The sequence below is a fragment of the Limnobacter thiooxidans genome, assembly GCF_036323495.1.
GTDB classification, from domain to species: Bacteria; Pseudomonadota; Gammaproteobacteria; order Burkholderiales; family Burkholderiaceae_B; genus Limnobacter; species Limnobacter thiooxidans.
In genome coordinates this window covers 1,629,719-1,645,958 of the sequence record NZ_AP028947.1, presented here as the reverse complement: position 1 = coordinate 1,645,958, position 16,240 = coordinate 1,629,719, and the positions used below count along the sequence as shown (strand labels likewise).

Here is a 16,240-nt window from a genome sequence, read left to right as displayed (position 1 = left end):
AGTGACTTAAGCAGGTGGGCCATAGGTGGGCCACGGGTGGGCAATTAGACGCCCACCTGTCTTAGAGTTTGCAAAACCGGTGCGCGGCACACGCTGTTCACCGACCAGGCGCCAAACAAAACCGACACCGCAGCACCAGCCAATACACCTGCCACAATGTGCGGCGGCGACAACATGTATTCAAATTCAAACACGAAGTGCGCCACACCCCACCCCAGGCCTTGTGCTGCAATGGCAGCAACCAGACCAGCCAGTGCACCCAGCACGGACAGTTCAAGCCAGGCTGCACGCAACAGTTGTGAGGTTGAGGCACCCATGGCGCGATAAATGGCCGCTTCGCGGGTGCGTGCACGCGCTCCTGTCATGACACAGGCCACCACCACCAAGCCACCCGCCATCACGGTAAACATGAACACGAATTGCACAGCCTGCCCCACCTGGCCCAGAATTTTTCGCAGTTGGGTGATGACCAGTTCCGTGTCCAGCACCGTCAGGTTGGGATATTGACGAACCAGTTCACGCGATACTGGTGTGGCCTTGTCGCCTTGCAGGCTGACTGAGGTGATCCAGGTTTGCGGATAGCTCGACAAAACCTGGGTTGGGAAAATCATGAAGAAGTTGACTTCCATGGAATCCCAACGCAATTCGCGGATGCTGGTGATTTCAGCAGTTAAGGGGGTACCAGCAATATCAAAGGTCAGTTGGTCGCCCAAACCAATACCCAGGCGTTGCGCCACACCGTCTTCAACAGACACTTCGGCTTTGGGGGCAGTCAAGCTGAACCAATCTCCTTCAGTCACAGTGTTGTGTGTGGGCAAAGTGTCGGTGAAACTCAGGTTCAGTTCCCGTTCAACCGTGTTGCGTGCCCGTTCATCCTGAAAGGTGTCGGCCGTGATGGTTTGGCCATTGATGGCGCTTAAACGCCCGCGAACCATGGGGTACAGGTTGACCGGGTTTTGGCTGGCTGTGTTCAGGGTTTGCTGAACGCCGTCAACCTGGTCGGGCTGGATGTTGAACACAAAGCGGTTGGGTGCGTTGTCGGGCACGGCTTCCTGCCAGCGGTCAATCAGGTCGCCCTGTACAACGGCCAGCATCAGCAGGGCTGCCAAACCCAGAGCCAGGCTGACACCTTGCAACACAAGGGTGCCAGAACGCCTGGACATGCTTTGAAACACGGCGATGTTGCTGCCCCTTGATCTGCCCTGCCCCAGCGCAGCGAGTGACTTCAGCAAACCCCAGAACAGCAAGGCAAACACCAGTGAGGTGCCCACGAAGCCTGCGAACAACAGCAAGGCCAATGTGATGTTCTTGACGATGAGCAAACACACTGCAATGGCGGTGAACACGCCAAACAAAACCGACAACACCAACTGGCCCCGGTTGCTTTTCAGGGTTTGCTGGCGAATTACCGCCACGGCAGGTGCGCGCAATGCGTACCAAGTGGGCACTGCCGCAAATCCCAGCAGCAACAAAGCCGACAACAACATGCCCATTGGAAGGTAATGCAAACCAGCCAGAGGCAAATCAACCCCCACCAGTTCAGCCAGCAGGGCCAACAAGCCCCAATGCGCAAGCCAGCCCAAGGCCACACCCAAAACACCTGCACCAAGGGTCAGCATACCCATACCCACTGCCCACATGCGCAGCAAGTGGCGGGGCGTATAGCCCAGACTTTTGAGTACGGCCAGTTCGCGGGCTTGCTCTTTGGCAAACAAATGGGCCACCAGCGCAATGCCCACGCAAGCCACCATGGTGCCAATCAGGGCGGCCATGGCCAGAAAATCGTTCGCGCGTTCAAGCGTGCCGCTGACTTCGGGCCGACCATTTTCCAGGGTTTCGATTTCTTCGACTGGCGACAACAAGGGCGTCAGTTCGGTGATCAGACCATCCACCGCAGGCTTGTCGCCGGTGAAATAGATTCGCCAAGTGGCGCGTGAACCCAGACCCAGCAGTTTTGATTCATCCAAATCGGCCGTGTTCATCATGACGCGGGGGGCGAAGTTGACAAAGCCGCCGCCGCGATCGGGCTCAACCAAAATGACGCGGGTCACGGGGCGAGTAATTTCCCCCACTTGAATGTTGTCACCCAACTCAATGTCGAGCGACCCCAGTACGCCTTGGTCGACCCAGAGTTCGCCTTTGGCAGGGCCCGAGGCCAGTTTTTCATCCTGCCCCTGCGCGTTGCGCACGGTCATTTGACCGCGCAAGGGGTACGTGTCATTGACTGCTTTCAATGAGACCAGCAAGTCAACCCGCTCTGAAGGCACCACGCTTGGAAACACCACGCTTTGCGCCTGCATCAGCCCGGCGTATTCGGGCTTGTCCAGTACGGACAACCAGGGCGCGGTTTCAACATTGCGTTTGGATTCAATAACAAGGTCGCCCCCCAGCATTTGGCTGGCGTCGCGCACCACGGCGGCTTCAATGCGGGCAGAAAAAACACCCACCGAAGAAATGGCTGCCACCGCCAGAACCAAGGCGACAAACAAAATGCGAAACGATGCGCGGCGGGACTGCCGTACCCAGTACTGAATTGACTGCATGGAGAGGGACACTTGCGAGATAAGACACCAGTTTAGGACAAGGGGCAGCCTTGCAGGTTCCCCTGCTTGTCGCAGTGCAGCACTTTCTTCGCGAATAAACACGCAAAAAACCGACCGATCGTGCTATTTTGAGCGTGAACTCCAACAATAAGAATTACTTTTCAGTAACATGATTCGATACATTACAAAAAACGACCGATTTTTAAGGAGACGGTAACGTGTCTGACGCATTTCCCCATTTGAATTCCCCACTCGACCTTGGCTTTACCACATTGCGCAACCGCATCATGATGGGATCCATGCACACCGGGCTGGAAGACAAATACAAAGACTTCGACAAGTTTGCAGCCTACTTTGAAGCCCGCGCCAAGGGCGGTACGGCGTTGATCGTCACCGGTGGTTTTTCCCCGAACCTGGAAGGCTGGCTGTATCCGTTTGCATCGAAGCTGAGCAGCAGCGGAGCCATCAAGCACCACAAAAAGGTCACTGAAGCCGTGCACAAGCACGACGGCAAAATCGTAATGCAGCTGTTGCATGCAGGTCGCTATGCCTATCACCCGCTGAGCGTGTCCGCTTCCAATATCAAGTCATCTATCAATCCGTTCAAACCGCGTGAAATTGGCGACTTTGGCCTGCGCCGCACCATTGCAGCTTTTGCGCGTTCTGCAAAAATTGCACAGGAAGCAGGCTATGACGGTGTGGAAGTCATGGGCTCCGAAGGTTATTTCCTGAACCAATTCATTTGCAAGCGCACCAACCAGCGGACCGACCGCTGGGGTGGCTCGGTTGAAAACCGTGCCCGCTTGTCGGTTGAAATTGTTCGCCGCATTCGTGAAGCAGTCGGCGAAAAATTCATCATCATTTACCGCCATTCCCTGCTGGACCTGGTGGAAGGCGGCAACACCTGGGATGAAGTGAGTTACATCGCCCGCGAAATTGAAAAGGCTGGCGCCACCATGATCAACACAGGCATTGGCTGGCATGAAGCGCGCGTGCCTACTATTGTGACTTCGGTGCCCCGCGCAGCATTCGCCGAGCTGACTGCCCGCCTGCGCAAGGAAATCAAGATCCCGGTGATTGCGTCCAACCGCATCAACAAACCTGAAGTCGCTGAACAGTTGCTGGCTGACGGAGCCTGCGACATGGTGTCCATGGCACGCCCGCTGCTAGCTGACCCGGAATTTGCAATCAAGGCCAAGGAAGGCCGTGCAGATGAAATCAATGTGTGCATTGCCTGCAACCAGGCCTGCCTGGACCACACCTTCAGCCTGAAGCGCGCTTCCTGCCTGGTTAATCCACGTGCCTGCCATGAAACTGAAATCGTCGACCAACCCCTGACCCGCAAGAAAAAAATTGCGGTGGTGGGTGCAGGCCCTGCAGGCCTGGCGGCAGCAACCGAGCTTGCGCGCCGTGGGCACAGTGTGAGCCTGTTCGACAAGGCCGGTGAAATTGGTGGCCAGTTCAACATGGCCAAGCAGATTCCAGGCAAGGAAGAGTTTCATGAAACCATCAGCTACTTCAAGCGCCAGCTTGAATTGAAACAGGTCGAAATTCGCCTGGGCACGGTGGTGAATGCGGAACTGATTTCTAAAGAAAAATTCGATGAAGTGATTCTGGCCACGGGCATCAAGCCACGCACGCCAGGCATTGAAGGCATTGACCACCCCAAGGTGATGAGCTACATCGACGTACTGTTGCACAAGAAGGAAGTAGGCCAGAAAGTGGCCGTGATTGGCGCGGGTGGCATTGGTTTTGATGTGTCTGAATACCTGACCCATGACTTTTCACACCCTTCCCCCACGCTCGACCTGGAAAGCTGGAAAAAGGAATGGGGCATTACCTTCGACCCGAAGAATGCCGGTGGCATTGATGGCGTACACGCCGAACCCCCCAAGCCCGCACGCGAAGTGTGGCTGTGCCAGCGCAAGGACGAACCCTTGGGCAAGCGTTTGGGTAAAACATCGGGCTGGGTACACAAGGCCAGTTTGAAAAGCCGCCGCGTGCATTTCATGCAGGGTGTGGAGTACCTGAAAATTGACGACCGTGGCTTGCATGTGATGTCAGCCAACGGCCCTGAAATTCTGGATGTGGACAACATCATTGTGTGCGCAGGCCAGGACCCGCTGCGTGAACTGGTTGAGCCGATCGAAGCACTGGGCGTGCCCGTGCACTTGGTAGGAGGTTCATCTGTGGCCGCGGAACTGGATGCAAAACGTGCGATCAACCAAGCCACTCGCCTGGCTGTAACCCTGTAAAGGCTGAAGAAAAATGACTGAAAAATCGATGTTGCAGAAGGTGTATGCGCAGGTTGACAAGCTGCCCACGCCCTTGAAAACCCGCGCATTCACATTGCTGTTTGGGCGTGCAGTGAAGTACTTCAAGACCAGCGGATTGAAATTTGAATGGATTGAGCCCAACCATTCCATCGTGGTGATCAAGAACCGCCCTTATGTGCAAAACCACATTGGCACCGTGCATGCGGTTGCCATGATCATGATTGCGGAATCGGCCACCGGTGCACTGGTAGGCTTGAACGTACCAGCCAACGCCATTCCCGTGATCAAGCGCATGGAAGTGGATTACCGCAAGCGCGCAGCCGGTGACATGAAAGCCGAAGCCATGCTGACGCAGGAACAGATCACCATGATGCAAACTGAAGAGCGCGGCGAAGTGGATGTGGCAGTGACCATCACTGACGGTGAAAGCAAGGAACCAATTTTTGTTCGAGCCGTTTGGGCCTGGACACCCAAGCGCAAAGCCTGAGGAGACACCCGCATGGCCCCGTTTGAATTCCGGACAGTGAACCGCATTGTTTGCGAATCGGGAAGCTCGATTCGCATGGCTGAATTGCTGTTGCCCCTGCTGACACAGAATAACCTGAAATCAGCGCGAATTTTCATGCTGGTGGACCCTTTCATTTCGGGCACCACTGCCTTTAAAACAATTTGCGAGAACCTGTCTGCGGCCGGGCATGCGGTATACACCTGCAACGATGTGGAACCCGATCCGCCCGAGGCCCTCGTGCACCGGGTGACCGCCTTGGCCATGGAATTCAAGGCCGACGTGGTGGTTGCCATTGGTGGCGGATCCACGCTGGACGTGGCCAAGTTGATCGCCATTCTGGCGCGTGGCAAGCAGGAATTGAAAACCATGTACGGCGTGGGCAATGTGAACAGTGACCGCCTGCCCCTGGTGCTGGTGCCCACCACTGCCGGCACAGGCAGTGAAGTCACACCAATATCAATTGTGACCACCGGAGTGGACACAAAAATGGGTGTGGTGTCGCCCGTGTTATACGGCGACCTGGCCGTCCTGGACGCCGACTGGACCTTGAGTCTGCCCCAGCATGTAACCGCCGCCACGGGCATTGACGCCATGGTGCATGCCATTGAAGCCTACACCAGCAAGCGATTGAAAAACCCTTATGCGGATTTCCTGGCCTGCGAAGCACTGCGCCTGTTGGCTGCCAACCTGCACGTTGTGTGCAAAGAACCTGGGAACCGCGAAGCTCGCCAGGCGATGATGCTGGGTTCCTGTATGGCTGGGCAGGCTTTTGCAAATGCACCTGTGGGCGCAGTGCATGCCCTAGCTTATCCGATTGGCGGGATCTTCCATGTGCCCCATGGCTTGAGCAATTCACTGGTGCTGCCGCATGTGTTGCGCTTCAACTTGCCCGCGGCTGAACGGTACTATGCAGAACTTGCAAAGGTATTGAATCTGGGTCAAACCGGCGACACCGCAGCGCAATTGGCGCAAGCCTTCATCGACTACACTGCAACCCTGTCACCTTCAACCAGCTTGCCAGTTGGCCTTCGGGACGTGGGCATTACCGAAAAGGATTTGCCGGTGATGGCCAGCGCCGCCATGCTGCAAACCCGCTTGCTCAGCAACAACCCGCGCGAAGTCAGCGAAGCGGATGCTTTGGCCATTTACCAGGCGGCTTACTGAACAAGCACTGAATTGAGCAATGAATTGCTAAAGAAATCACCTTTCGCCTGCGAGCACCGCAATGAGCAACGCAACAATTAACCCGATCGGCACCCTGCCCCATTACCCTGTTCATCAAACCGTTCAAACCCGATGGCATGACAACGACATTTACGGCCATGTGAACAATGTGGTCTATTACAGCTACTTTGACAGCGTGGTGAACCGCTTCCTGATCGAAGAAGGCGGACTGGACATTCACAAGGGCGATGTGGTGGGTTTTGTGGTGGAGAGCAATTGCAAATACCTCAAGCCCCTCGCTTATCCTGAAGCTGTCACCGCTGGCTTGCGCGTGGGCAAACTAGGCAACAGTTCCGTGCGTTATGAACTGGGCTTGTTCAATGCCCAAGGTGATTTGTGTGCCGAAGGCTATTTTGTTCACGTGTTTGTGAACAAGGCCAGCAACTCGCCAACTCCTATTCCTGAATCAATCAGGAACAAACTTCAGCAGTTGCTGCCAGCGCAATAAACTTAGCTTGGCATGTTCCGGCCTGGCAAGGTTTTAAGCCCGTTTGCAATGGTTTTCAATTCCCTCCAGCTCGTCGCTTTGCGCTTTTGAAGCATGGGCCACAACTTCAAAAGTAACTGGGCTGTCGCAAGCACATCAGCGGCGGCCTGGTGACGTTGCTCACATTCAATGCCATAGCGTTGCATCCACACATCGAGCGGCAGTTGGTGGTTTTCCTTGTGAAGTACAGCAGCCAGGTGTTCCAGGTCGAGCCAGTGCCGATGGGTTGAACGGCCCAGCACCTTGCGCAATGCCTTGTTGATCAGGATTTCATCAAACCAACTGTGAAAAGCAATCAAGGGCGAATCACCCACATAGCGCAGAAACTCGGCAAGCGCCTGTTCGGCTTTCATGCCTTTTTGCTGAGCGCCAATACCGATGCCGTGAATCAGAATATTGCTTTTGTCGATCGCCTCGAATTCGATCATTTCCACAATTTCAGGTGGCTGCTTGATGATCACCTCAAAGGTATCTGTCAAAGAAATGCGGGGCCTGCGCATGGCGTCAAATTCAATGGCGGAAGCCGCAATTGAAATCAGGCGATCTTTCTTTGGATTCAACCCCGAGGATTCCACATCGAGAACCACCCACCGATCGGGATTTGGCTGGGAGAAGTCCAGCGACTGAACCAACCGGTGCTGGATGTACTGCGCCCAACCCGGGCGAGGTATCAACTGATTTGGGGCTGTGGAACTCAACGCATGTGCTCCGTTTCAATACGCTGCTGCAAGCGACGTCCAACCCTGAAACACTCCTTCAAAATTCGACGGTCAATGTTGTCCAGCACATCGTAGTTCACGACATTCGGTTGATCAGGCAGATTGGGCACTGACACCCCTTCGTCCAGCTGAATGCGCAACCGCATCATTTGCAGGAATTCAAACGCGCTGACCCAGGCGTCGCGGCGTTGCTCCTCGACACTGAGGCGCTTGGCCACGGCTTCAAAGCGGCGGCGGGTGTTTACTTCGTCAATGCCAAACACCAGCGAGAAAAAACGGGCTGCATCTACAAACACAGCGGTGCCTTGCCGCTTCAAATCGAGTGTGCGGACATCTTCGATTTCCGTGGTGTCAATGCTGCCATGCCAGTTCAGGGGTGGACGAAACCGCATGATGTTTTCGGCCAGCAGGCGCAGGAATATCGTGGACTCCTTGGCGCGGGTCACGATGTAATTGCGCAGGGGTTGCGCCAGTTCCTTGTTACCCGCCAGTGGGCGAAGGTCAAAAAAGATGTTCACGCGCAGCAGGTTTTCCGGGGTGGCCACATCAATCCATTTACCGAATTTTTTCAACCATTCGGCAGGCGTCATGCAGCACTCGGGGTTGCTGGCCATGATGTTACCTTTGCAAAGCGGATAACCGCACTGGTCCAGGGTTTGATTAACTTCCTTGCCGAAGGCCAGCCAATGTGGACGGTCCACATCGGGTTGCTCACTGACAAACAGCAGGCCGTTGTCCTGGTCGGTCGCAATGGTTTGCTCTGAACGTCCCTCCGACCCGAAACTGAGCCAGCAGTAGCTGGAAGGGTCGATTCCCATCCGGTTTCCCACCACCTCAAGAATTCGTTCGGTCAACACATCGTTCAGGTGGCTGATCAGCTCGGTAAGTTGCTTGGCTGCAATGCCCTGCCCCAACAGGTTTTTGGCGAACGTGCGAATGTCGTTGGCACAGGCCCGCAGCATATCCGCATCTTGGGCAGAATGAATATTGCTGCTGATCTGTTTCAAGGACAAACGCTGCATGGCGAAAATGTCCCGTTCCGACACAATACCGCTGAGCTTTCCATCTCGCGTAACGGGCACATGGCGAATGCCAAAGCGCGACATCAGCAAGGCAGCATCTTGCGCTGAACACGATTCATCGAGCGTATGCACCGGCGTGTTCATGACCTCGGAAATCAGCGAGCTCAAAGGCTTTTCTGCCATGGCTACCCGTGACAGCACGTCTTGCCGGGTCAGTATCCCAGCCACCTTCATGCCCTCGTTGACCACAATCATTGAGCCAATGCGGTGCTCGTGCATCACTTCCAGCACGTGCTTCAGTGGCGTACTAGGCGAGCAGGAAAAAGGTTCATGCCTGCACACTTCGCGCAGGGGTTTTTCCAGGGTTTGCTCAGCCAGGGTTTGGGAAGAATACGCCACCTGGATGGCTTTTCTCGACAGGTCCAGAAACTGCATGGTGCGCCGCGTGAGGTAATCGGAAAACACCGGGCTTTTGCGAGCCAGGGCCTGCACTGAATCAAAGGTGAACATCAGGCAAAAGGTGTCTTCGCGGGCGCTGTAGGTGGCTGTGACAGCACGCTTGGCCAGAAATGCATTGACTGGGAACATTTCGCCCGCTTCATACTGAAAGCCGGTTGAGGACAAATCAGCAAGGCCCTTGCGGCCCACGGCCGAGCCCTTTTCCACGTAATACAGAAACTCCAGGGGGCCGTCATCGGGCCGAACAATGACCTCGTTAGGCGCAAAATAGGTTTCGGCGCAACCATCAAGCAGGCAATCCAGATCCTTCAGGGGAATTTCACTGAAAGGCGCGTGTTTGACCAAGCGTTGCTTGATGTAATCCAGCATTTGCCCAGATGGGGTGGTATTGGGCTGGACAGCCTCGGGCGCATTGTGCGCCCAGTCCGCTGCAGGCGCGGTATTGGGTCGGTTCACAGTCTCTCCATTTCCTTAGGCGTCAATGGTTTTTATAGTGGTTTTCCCTATTGTAGACGCAGTAACTTACAAAATACTTTTTTTGTAAGTACCAAGTGCCTCGCAAATAGTGCTTGATTTGCTGGCAGGCGAAGAATATATTCGCGCATCTTCCCCATGGCTGTTCTGTCAGAGGTCAAAATGCAGTCAAACCCACCCACCCTGATTACCGACGGTGCCGGCGTTGAAGCCTTGTGCCAGAGTTGCGGCGTATGCTGCTCAACATTTCGAATCAGCTTTTACTGGGGTGAAACCACTGCGGCAGAAGGCGGTTTTGTGCCGGTTGAACTGACCGAACAAATGAACCTGTACCGCAGTTGCATGAAAGGCAGCTCGCAGAGCAAGCCGCGCTGTATCGCACTGGCAGGAAATCTGGGTGAATCCGTGACCTGTACCGTGTACGAAAATCGCCCTTCACCCTGCCGTGAGTACGATGTGTTTGATGCGCAAGGGGAACTGAACCCACGCTGTAACCAGGCGCGTGCAAAACATGGATTTGAGCCACTGAACGTGCGGTTTGTACCCAAAACCACGGCCTGATTGATCAGGCTTAATCGGCTCCGCTGAACCTGTCCTGGTCCTGCTCAACCAAGGCTTCACGAACAAGCTGCGCATTGGCAAGCGCCTGGGGTGTATCTCCGTGGACACAGAGGGTTTGTGCCCGCACAACACGACTTGAACCATCCACGCAAACCAAAGGTCCACGCCGAATCAAAGACACGGCCTGTGCCTTTACGGCTTCCGGATTGTCCAACATGGCCCCAGCAAGGCCCCTGGGAGCCAAAGCACCATTGGGCATGTAACCCCGGTCTGGAAAAGCCTCCTCGACCACCACAAGACCGGCTGCGCGAGATTTTTCAACCTGGGGACTTTGCGCCAGGGCAAGCAGTTGTAAGTGCGGATAATTTTTAGCCAGGTCAATCAGCAGGGTGCTTTCAGCCTCCTGAAATGCGGCATCGTTGTACAGCTGGCCATGGGGCTTGAAATGCGCGGTGACGCAACCCGTTTGCGCTGCAATGTTCTCAAACAAATCCACCTGCCGTTTCAATTCACCCAGCAACTGCTCGGGCTTCATGTCTGGTTTTCTGCGACCAAAACCATCTCGGTCAGGGTAACTGGGGTGCGCCCCTACCTGCACATTGTGTTCCAGTGCAAGTTCACAGGCCACGCGAATACTGTCTGCATTGCCAGCATGCCCATCGCAGGCAATATTGGCCCAGTCGATCAGCTTGAACAATTCTTCGTCGCAAGAAAAACCTTCGCCCAGATCAGCGTTAATCCACATGACTTTCGCCACGGTTTGATTCAATAACATGGTGGTACCGCCTCAATTCAGTGCTGTGCCGTAGCTGCAAGCGTGTGGCCTGTGCAGCATCAACCACGACCCAGTGTACGCCCTGACCGGGCCTCAGTTGTGCAAACTTACCCAGCTCACTACTTAAAACACTGGCAAGTCGGGGATAGCCTCCGCTGACCTGTGCTTCGCAGAGCAGAACCACCGGCTGACCACTGGGCGGCAGTTGCACGACACCGGGGTGCACCGCATGAGAACGCATGGACACTGTGCCAGAAAGCTTCAAGGGTTCTTTTGTGCCTTTCAAGACATAGCCCATACGGCTGCTTTGTTGCCCCAAAGTGTAAAGTTGCTCCTCAAACAATTGGCGGGAGTGGTCAGTAAGCTCACCAAACTCGGGGCCTGGCAAGCAATGCACTGTCAAGGCACCGGAAGAATCGAATGTTGCCAAGGGCATGGCAAGGCGAATGTCCTCACGTAACGCTGGCTGAAATTCGTCCCCGGCCTGCAAGCAATCGCCGACCTGCAACACCCTGCCCTGGAGCCCGCCGAACCCGGCAGCAAGACAGGTGCTTCGCGACCCCATCACGATTGGTACATCGATTCCGCCTTGAACGCACAGCATGGTCCAGAGACCCAGGCACGGAGGCTCGATTGCCAGCACGTCGCCTTCCTGCAAGTACAACACCTGGCCACAATAAACCCGTTTTCCGTTAAGAACACCCTGCGCCCCCCGATTGGCCATAAACACCTTGCCAGGCTGGGTAGAGACAAACACGAATTTGCCCATCAATTCCAGACAGGCTGCATTGTCCAGGTTGCCCAGTGCCCGATTGCCCACGTTGAATGAAAATGAATCCAGTACACCGTCCACTGGCACGCCCTGGTGCTGGTACCCCCAACGCCCGGAATCGCTGACCAAGGCCTGGCCCTGTGCCTTGATGACCTTAAGCATCCTGTTCAGCCCGAACAAACTGGACCACATCACCCACCTGAAAAAAGGACTGACCAGTTTCATCCGATCCAAAGGGGTCAAACATGCGCTGTTCAACATGACCAATCAGGTGCCAGCCGCCAGGGCTACTCCATGGATACACCGCGCAATACTCTGCACCTATGGCCAAGGTACCCGCTGGTACATGGGCCCTGGGGTGGCTGCGCCTTGGTATCTGGAGGGGCTTTGGAAGACCTGTGAGATAGGCAAAACCGGGCAGAAAACCCAAAAACTGGACGGTATAAACAGCGCTGCAATGCAGGTCGATAACAGCTTGTGCACTGAGGCCAGTTTGCGCAGCGATCCAGTCCAGATCCTGGCCTGCTGCACCACCGTACTGAACAGGCACAAGATGATGTTGGCCAGTTTTTATCAAGGGCGACGTTTGGGCAGGCTCCGAGCCAAGTGAGTCAATGAATGCTTGTTTGAGTGAATACAAAAGGGCCGGAAGGATAGAACTCTCAAACACCAGGGTGATGGATCTGTCGGCCTGAATGCACTGAAACCTCGGCAAGGACAAAGCAGCAGGATGGTTACCCAAAGCCTGGGCTAGCATGGCAGGATTAACAGGCTGAGAGGTCCAGTCAATCTGGATTGCACGGTCTGATACGCAATAAATGTTGGGCATGCAATCGATTGGGGTCACAACAACCACCAGTTTAAACACGAAAAAAGCAGCACGAGGCTGCTTTTTTCGTAGAACGATACTCAGCGAGTATCAAGCTGCGGCTTGCGGCTTGTTTTCCGCTTCGATGGTACGAAGACTGGTGTCGCCAATCGGAATTCGACGGGCTTTCATCTGTTCAGGAATCACCTTCAGCAACTCGACCACCAACAGGCCATTTTTCAAACTGGCACCTTCCACCTGGACATGGTCTGCCAAATTGAACTTGCGTTCGAAACTGCGAAAAGCAATGCCCTTGTGCAAGTACTGTTTACCTTCCTCGTCGGCTTTGCGGCCACGCACGGTGAGGACGCCACGCTCCACTTCCAGTTCGAGTTCCTGTTCATCAAAGCCGGCCACTGCCACGCTGATCTGATAGCGGTTTTCTTCGAGCGCTTCGATGTTGTAGGGAGGGTATCCGCTGGATGTATCGGCACGCATCGCGGCATCCAGAATACTGGCCATGCGGTCAAAACCAATGGTGCTGCGATACAGGGGGGTGAGGTCAATTGTTGCCATGATTCAATCTCCAAAGAAGCAAAAAATCAGTTGTTAAACACAGTTCGGAAAACTCTCTCTGAGACATTTCCCGTAAACCTGATTTAGGAACTCCCTTGAAAAATTTCAAGGCCTTTTCATCAAAAAATTTCAGTTGTCGAACAAATCGCCATCAACATAAAACCATCTGCCCCCTTCAAACACGAAACGGCTGTTCTCGTGCAAGCGGCTTGCCGGGCCCACCTTGGCTTTGTAGCGTGCCACGAATTCAACCTCGGCTTTGTCACCTTGGGGCTTGTGTTGCTTCACAGTTAAACCAATCCATTTGCCTTGGTCCTTTTCCTGAGACAAATCCAACTGCTGTGGACGTGTGGACGCATGCCAGGTTGAAAGTACATAGTCGCTTAAACCCAGTGCATAGGCGCTGTAACGCGATTTCATCAATGCTTCGGCTGTTGGTGCAAATGCCAAGCCTGTGTGAAAAGCTTCACAGCACGTCGTATAACTGACACCGCCGCAGGGGCACGGGCTGGATTGATATTTTCGGACCATGTGAGGCAAACGCATTCATCAAGTGGAGGGTTTCATTTTAGACTGAAGTCAGAGACAGCCAACCTACAAAAAATCACAATGACCACGAAACACACTCGCCTGCATGCCTTTGATAAAAACGATGCACTGGGCCTGCACGATGCCACCGCACTGGGTGAATTACTTGGATGTGGTGACATCAGTTCAACAGAACTGGTACAAGCCGCTTACAAAAGACTTGAAAGAGTAGACCCTGTACTGCATGCAAGTGTGTGTTTGCAGGAAAACCATGCCTTGGCCCAGGCCAAACAGTTCGACCAGAAAAGCAGGCAAAACGGAAAATTCAAGACCTTTCAGGGCATACCGAGTTTTCTGAAAGACAACCTGGACCTTGAAGGTTTGCCGACTCGCCATGGTTCAGCAGCGATGCCCAACAAGATTAAAAAACAGACCAGTGCAGTGGCGCGCCAGTTCATGGACACTGGCCTGATTTTCCTGGGAAAAACCAAATTGCCGGAATTCGGGCTCACGGCCACCACGGAATACAGTGCATCGGAGGCGGCCCACAATCCTTGGCACACAAGCCACAGCACCGGTGGTTCATCGGGCGGTTCAGCAGCCTTGGTGGCTGCTGGGGTAGTGCCTATTGCGCATGCCAATGACGGTGGCGGATCCATTCGAATTCCCGCGGCCTGCTGCGGGCTGGTGGGTTTAAAGCCCAGCCGTGGCCGTTTGGCCATGAATGAAATGGCCAAGAGCCTGCCCATCAATATTGTCAGCGATGGTGTGGTCACGCGCACGGTACGTGACACGGCAGCATTTTTTGCACAGGCTGAAGCCCATTATAAAAACCCCATCTTACCCCCTTTGGGCCACATCACCATGCCAGGGCGAAAACGCCTGAAAATCGGACTGTTCACAAAGAAAATTTCTGGCGATGCAACCCACCCCGATTGCGTGGAGGCTGTTCACAACGCAGCGGCTTTGTGTGAAAGCCTCGGTCACGAGGTACAGGAAATTCAGATTCCCATACCGGCACAATTTGCAGACGATTTTTTGCTGTATTGGGGCATGCTGGCCGCATCCATTTCCTATGCGGGTCGGTTGGCGGTTGATCGCAGCTTGAACACCAGCAAGCTGGAACCACTGACCCACGGACTGGCGCGCCATTTCACGCGCAACCTGATGAAGTTTCCATTTGCATTGCGCAGGCTTTATCAGTTCGAAGCCCAATATGCACAGGCCTTCGAAAATGTGGATGTGCTGTTAAGCCCGACACTGGGCCACCCTGCCCCACCATTGGGCCACCTGGCGCTTGATTTGCCATTTGAAGAAGCCCGACACCGATTGGTGAACTTTGCGTCTTTTACGGCAGCACAAAACGTATCAGGCGCACCCGCAATTAGTTTACCCATGCATCACAACGCTGAAGGCATTCCGGTCGGTGTGCATTTCGCAGCCCCAATGGGCTACGAATTCAGGTTGCTTGAGCTTGCCCTTGAACTGGAACAAGCTCAACCCTTCAAGATGCTGGCATGAACGCCAAGTGCGCCTTGTAAACTTGCGAGGCCCTGTCCACCATGGGGCAGTGGCCTGTATTTTCCAGCATCAGGTCGTGAATTGCAGGCTGGGCCTGCTTTAACAAAGCCAAGCCGCTTGAATGCACCAACAGGTCTGAATCCCCCCACACCACCATCAAAGGCACCGGGGTACTGGCCACCATGTCGTTCAAGCTGACGTTGGCATCGGGAATCACAAATTCCATGAAAACCCGGTCAAGCAGGGCCTTGTTCTGGATCGACATACGGCCGAAGTATTTGCGCATAAAGCCTGGCATGGGCGGCGCCTTGCCGTTGAAACACAAATCAATGATGTGTTCGTATTCCTGGAATGTGGTTGGTGCCAGGATGATTTTTCCACTTTCAGCAAAAGCCTGTCCAATTGCCGTGTGTTCCGCCCCATTTACCCCTGCAGGGTTTAACAGGCAGGCGCTTAATACCCGGTTAGGAAAGTTGGCTGCCAGCGCACCCGCCATGTAGCCACCCATGGAGTTGCCCATGACGTGAAAACTTTTTACACCCAAGCAGTCAAGCCAGCGCACCACCCGCTCTGCCTGGGCGGCAATGTGGAAGCGTGCATTGGCAGGACGATCCGATTCACCAAAACCAATCAGGTCGGGAACCCAGACTGTGTAGTGGCGCATCAGGCGAGGCGCCAGTGCCAGCCAGTTTTCCTTGTTGGCGCCAAAGCCATGAAGCAGCACCATGTCTGGCCCCTGGCCACCCTTGAAATACACAGTGCGGCCATCCACCGTATCAGCGGCATGCTTGGTCAAACCCATTTGTTTGCACTTGGAATCGATCAGCTTGCGGCAAATCCAGTTCATCAATGAATCAATCATTTCTTGTGTCAGTCCTGTTGTCTGGTTTTTTCTTACATCGTCTCAAGCCACTTGCTGATCCTGTTTACAGCAACTGGCCGGCTTAGTTTTTTTTGCATCTCGATCACAATACATTCATCGGATTC

At 54.4% G+C, this 16,240-nt stretch carries 15 protein-coding genes; 6 read left to right on the top strand and 9 right to left on the bottom strand.

What is annotated here, in order from left to right:
* Positions 1-44 precede the first annotated feature (44 nt).
* The gene (locus RGQ30_RS07555) at positions 45-2,543 is read right to left on the bottom strand and encodes an ABC transporter permease (protein ID WP_130556500.1); all 2,499 of its coding nucleotides are present in this window, start codon (positions 2,541-2,543) and stop codon (positions 45-47) included.
* 218 nt (positions 2,544-2,761) lie between these two features.
* Here RGQ30_RS07555 and RGQ30_RS07550 point away from each other — a divergent pair, with 218 nt between their 5' ends.
* The 4 genes from RGQ30_RS07550 to RGQ30_RS07535 all read left to right on the top strand — a co-directional run bounded on the left by RGQ30_RS07550 (position 2,762) and on the right by RGQ30_RS07535 (position 6,999).
* Positions 2,762-4,798, top strand: a complete 2,037-nt coding sequence (locus tag RGQ30_RS07550) for an NADPH-dependent 2,4-dienoyl-CoA reductase (RefSeq protein ID WP_130556501.1) — start codon at positions 2,762-2,764, stop codon at positions 4,796-4,798.
* A 13-nt stretch (positions 4,799-4,811) separates the two neighbouring features.
* Positions 4,812-5,306 carry a DUF4442 domain-containing protein gene (locus RGQ30_RS07545; RefSeq protein WP_130556502.1) on the top strand — a complete coding sequence of 165 codons (495 nt, stop codon included), beginning with the start codon at positions 4,812-4,814 and terminating at the stop codon, positions 5,304-5,306.
* 12 nt (positions 5,307-5,318) lie between these two features.
* On the top strand, positions 5,319-6,491 hold the full coding sequence (locus RGQ30_RS07540; protein ID WP_130556503.1) for an iron-containing alcohol dehydrogenase: 1,173 nt from the start codon (positions 5,319-5,321) through the stop codon (positions 6,489-6,491).
* Positions 6,492-6,552: 61 nt separating this feature from the next.
* On the top strand, positions 6,553-6,999 hold the full coding sequence (locus tag RGQ30_RS07535) for an acyl-CoA thioesterase (protein WP_130556504.1): 447 nt from the start codon (positions 6,553-6,555) through the stop codon (positions 6,997-6,999).
* A gap of 2 nt (positions 7,000-7,001) precedes the next feature.
* On the opposite strand, the gene RGQ30_RS07530 is transcribed toward RGQ30_RS07535, so the two are convergent.
* Both RGQ30_RS07530 and RGQ30_RS07525 read right to left on the bottom strand, forming a co-directional pair.
* Complete coding sequence (locus tag RGQ30_RS07530; RefSeq protein ID WP_130556505.1) at positions 7,002-7,736, bottom strand: 3'-5' exonuclease; 735 nt, start codon at positions 7,734-7,736, stop codon at positions 7,002-7,004.
* A complete protein-coding gene (locus tag RGQ30_RS07525) occupies positions 7,733-9,694 on the bottom strand; it encodes a DUF294 nucleotidyltransferase-like domain-containing protein (protein WP_130556506.1) in 1,962 nt (653 codons plus the stop codon). The genes RGQ30_RS07530 and RGQ30_RS07525 overlap by 4 nt, the downstream gene beginning before the upstream one ends.
* 156 nt (positions 9,695-9,850) lie before the next feature.
* Here RGQ30_RS07525 and RGQ30_RS07520 point away from each other — a divergent pair, with 156 nt between their 5' ends.
* Entirely contained in the window at positions 9,851-10,273 is a 423-nt protein-coding gene (locus RGQ30_RS07520; RefSeq protein ID WP_338284862.1) for a YkgJ family cysteine cluster protein, read from the top strand.
* 10 nt (positions 10,274-10,283) lie between these two features.
* Here RGQ30_RS07520 and RGQ30_RS07515 read toward each other — a convergent pair whose 3' ends face one another.
* The 5 genes from RGQ30_RS07515 to RGQ30_RS07495 all read right to left on the bottom strand — a co-directional run bounded on the left by RGQ30_RS07515 (position 10,284) and on the right by RGQ30_RS07495 (position 13,735).
* Positions 10,284-11,048 (bottom strand): LamB/YcsF family protein, encoded by a 765-nt coding sequence (locus RGQ30_RS07515; RefSeq protein WP_130556507.1) that lies wholly within the window; start codon positions 11,046-11,048, stop codon positions 10,284-10,286.
* Complete coding sequence (locus RGQ30_RS07510; RefSeq protein WP_338284861.1) at positions 11,008-12,012, bottom strand: 5-oxoprolinase subunit C family protein; 1,005 nt, start codon at positions 12,010-12,012, stop codon at positions 11,008-11,010. Before RGQ30_RS07510 ends, RGQ30_RS07515 begins: the two co-directional genes overlap by 41 nt.
* A complete protein-coding gene (locus RGQ30_RS07505; protein ID WP_338284860.1) occupies positions 11,975-12,667 on the bottom strand; it encodes a 5-oxoprolinase subunit B family protein in 693 nt (230 codons plus the stop codon). Before RGQ30_RS07505 ends, RGQ30_RS07510 begins: the two co-directional genes overlap by 38 nt.
* A gap of 72 nt (positions 12,668-12,739) precedes the next feature.
* Positions 12,740-13,204 carry an Hsp20 family protein gene (locus RGQ30_RS07500; protein ID WP_130556509.1) on the bottom strand — a complete coding sequence of 155 codons (465 nt, stop codon included), beginning with the start codon at positions 13,202-13,204 and terminating at the stop codon, positions 12,740-12,742.
* Between the two features lie 129 nt (positions 13,205-13,333).
* Positions 13,334-13,735: a YchJ family metal-binding protein gene (locus tag RGQ30_RS07495; RefSeq protein WP_130556510.1), complete on the bottom strand. Its 402-nt coding sequence runs from the start codon at positions 13,733-13,735 to the stop codon at positions 13,334-13,336.
* 78 nt (positions 13,736-13,813) lie between these two features.
* Between RGQ30_RS07495 and RGQ30_RS07490 the strand changes: the two genes are divergently transcribed.
* Positions 13,814-15,253: an amidase gene (locus RGQ30_RS07490; protein WP_130556511.1), complete on the top strand. Its 1,440-nt coding sequence runs from the start codon at positions 13,814-13,816 to the stop codon at positions 15,251-15,253.
* Here the strand turns inward: RGQ30_RS07490 and RGQ30_RS07485 are convergent.
* On the bottom strand, positions 15,237-16,115 hold the full coding sequence (locus RGQ30_RS07485; protein WP_130556512.1) for an alpha/beta fold hydrolase: 879 nt from the start codon (positions 16,113-16,115) through the stop codon (positions 15,237-15,239). The two genes, RGQ30_RS07490 and RGQ30_RS07485, sit on opposite strands and share 17 nt — an antisense overlap.
* Between the last annotated feature and the right edge of the window lie 125 nt (positions 16,116-16,240).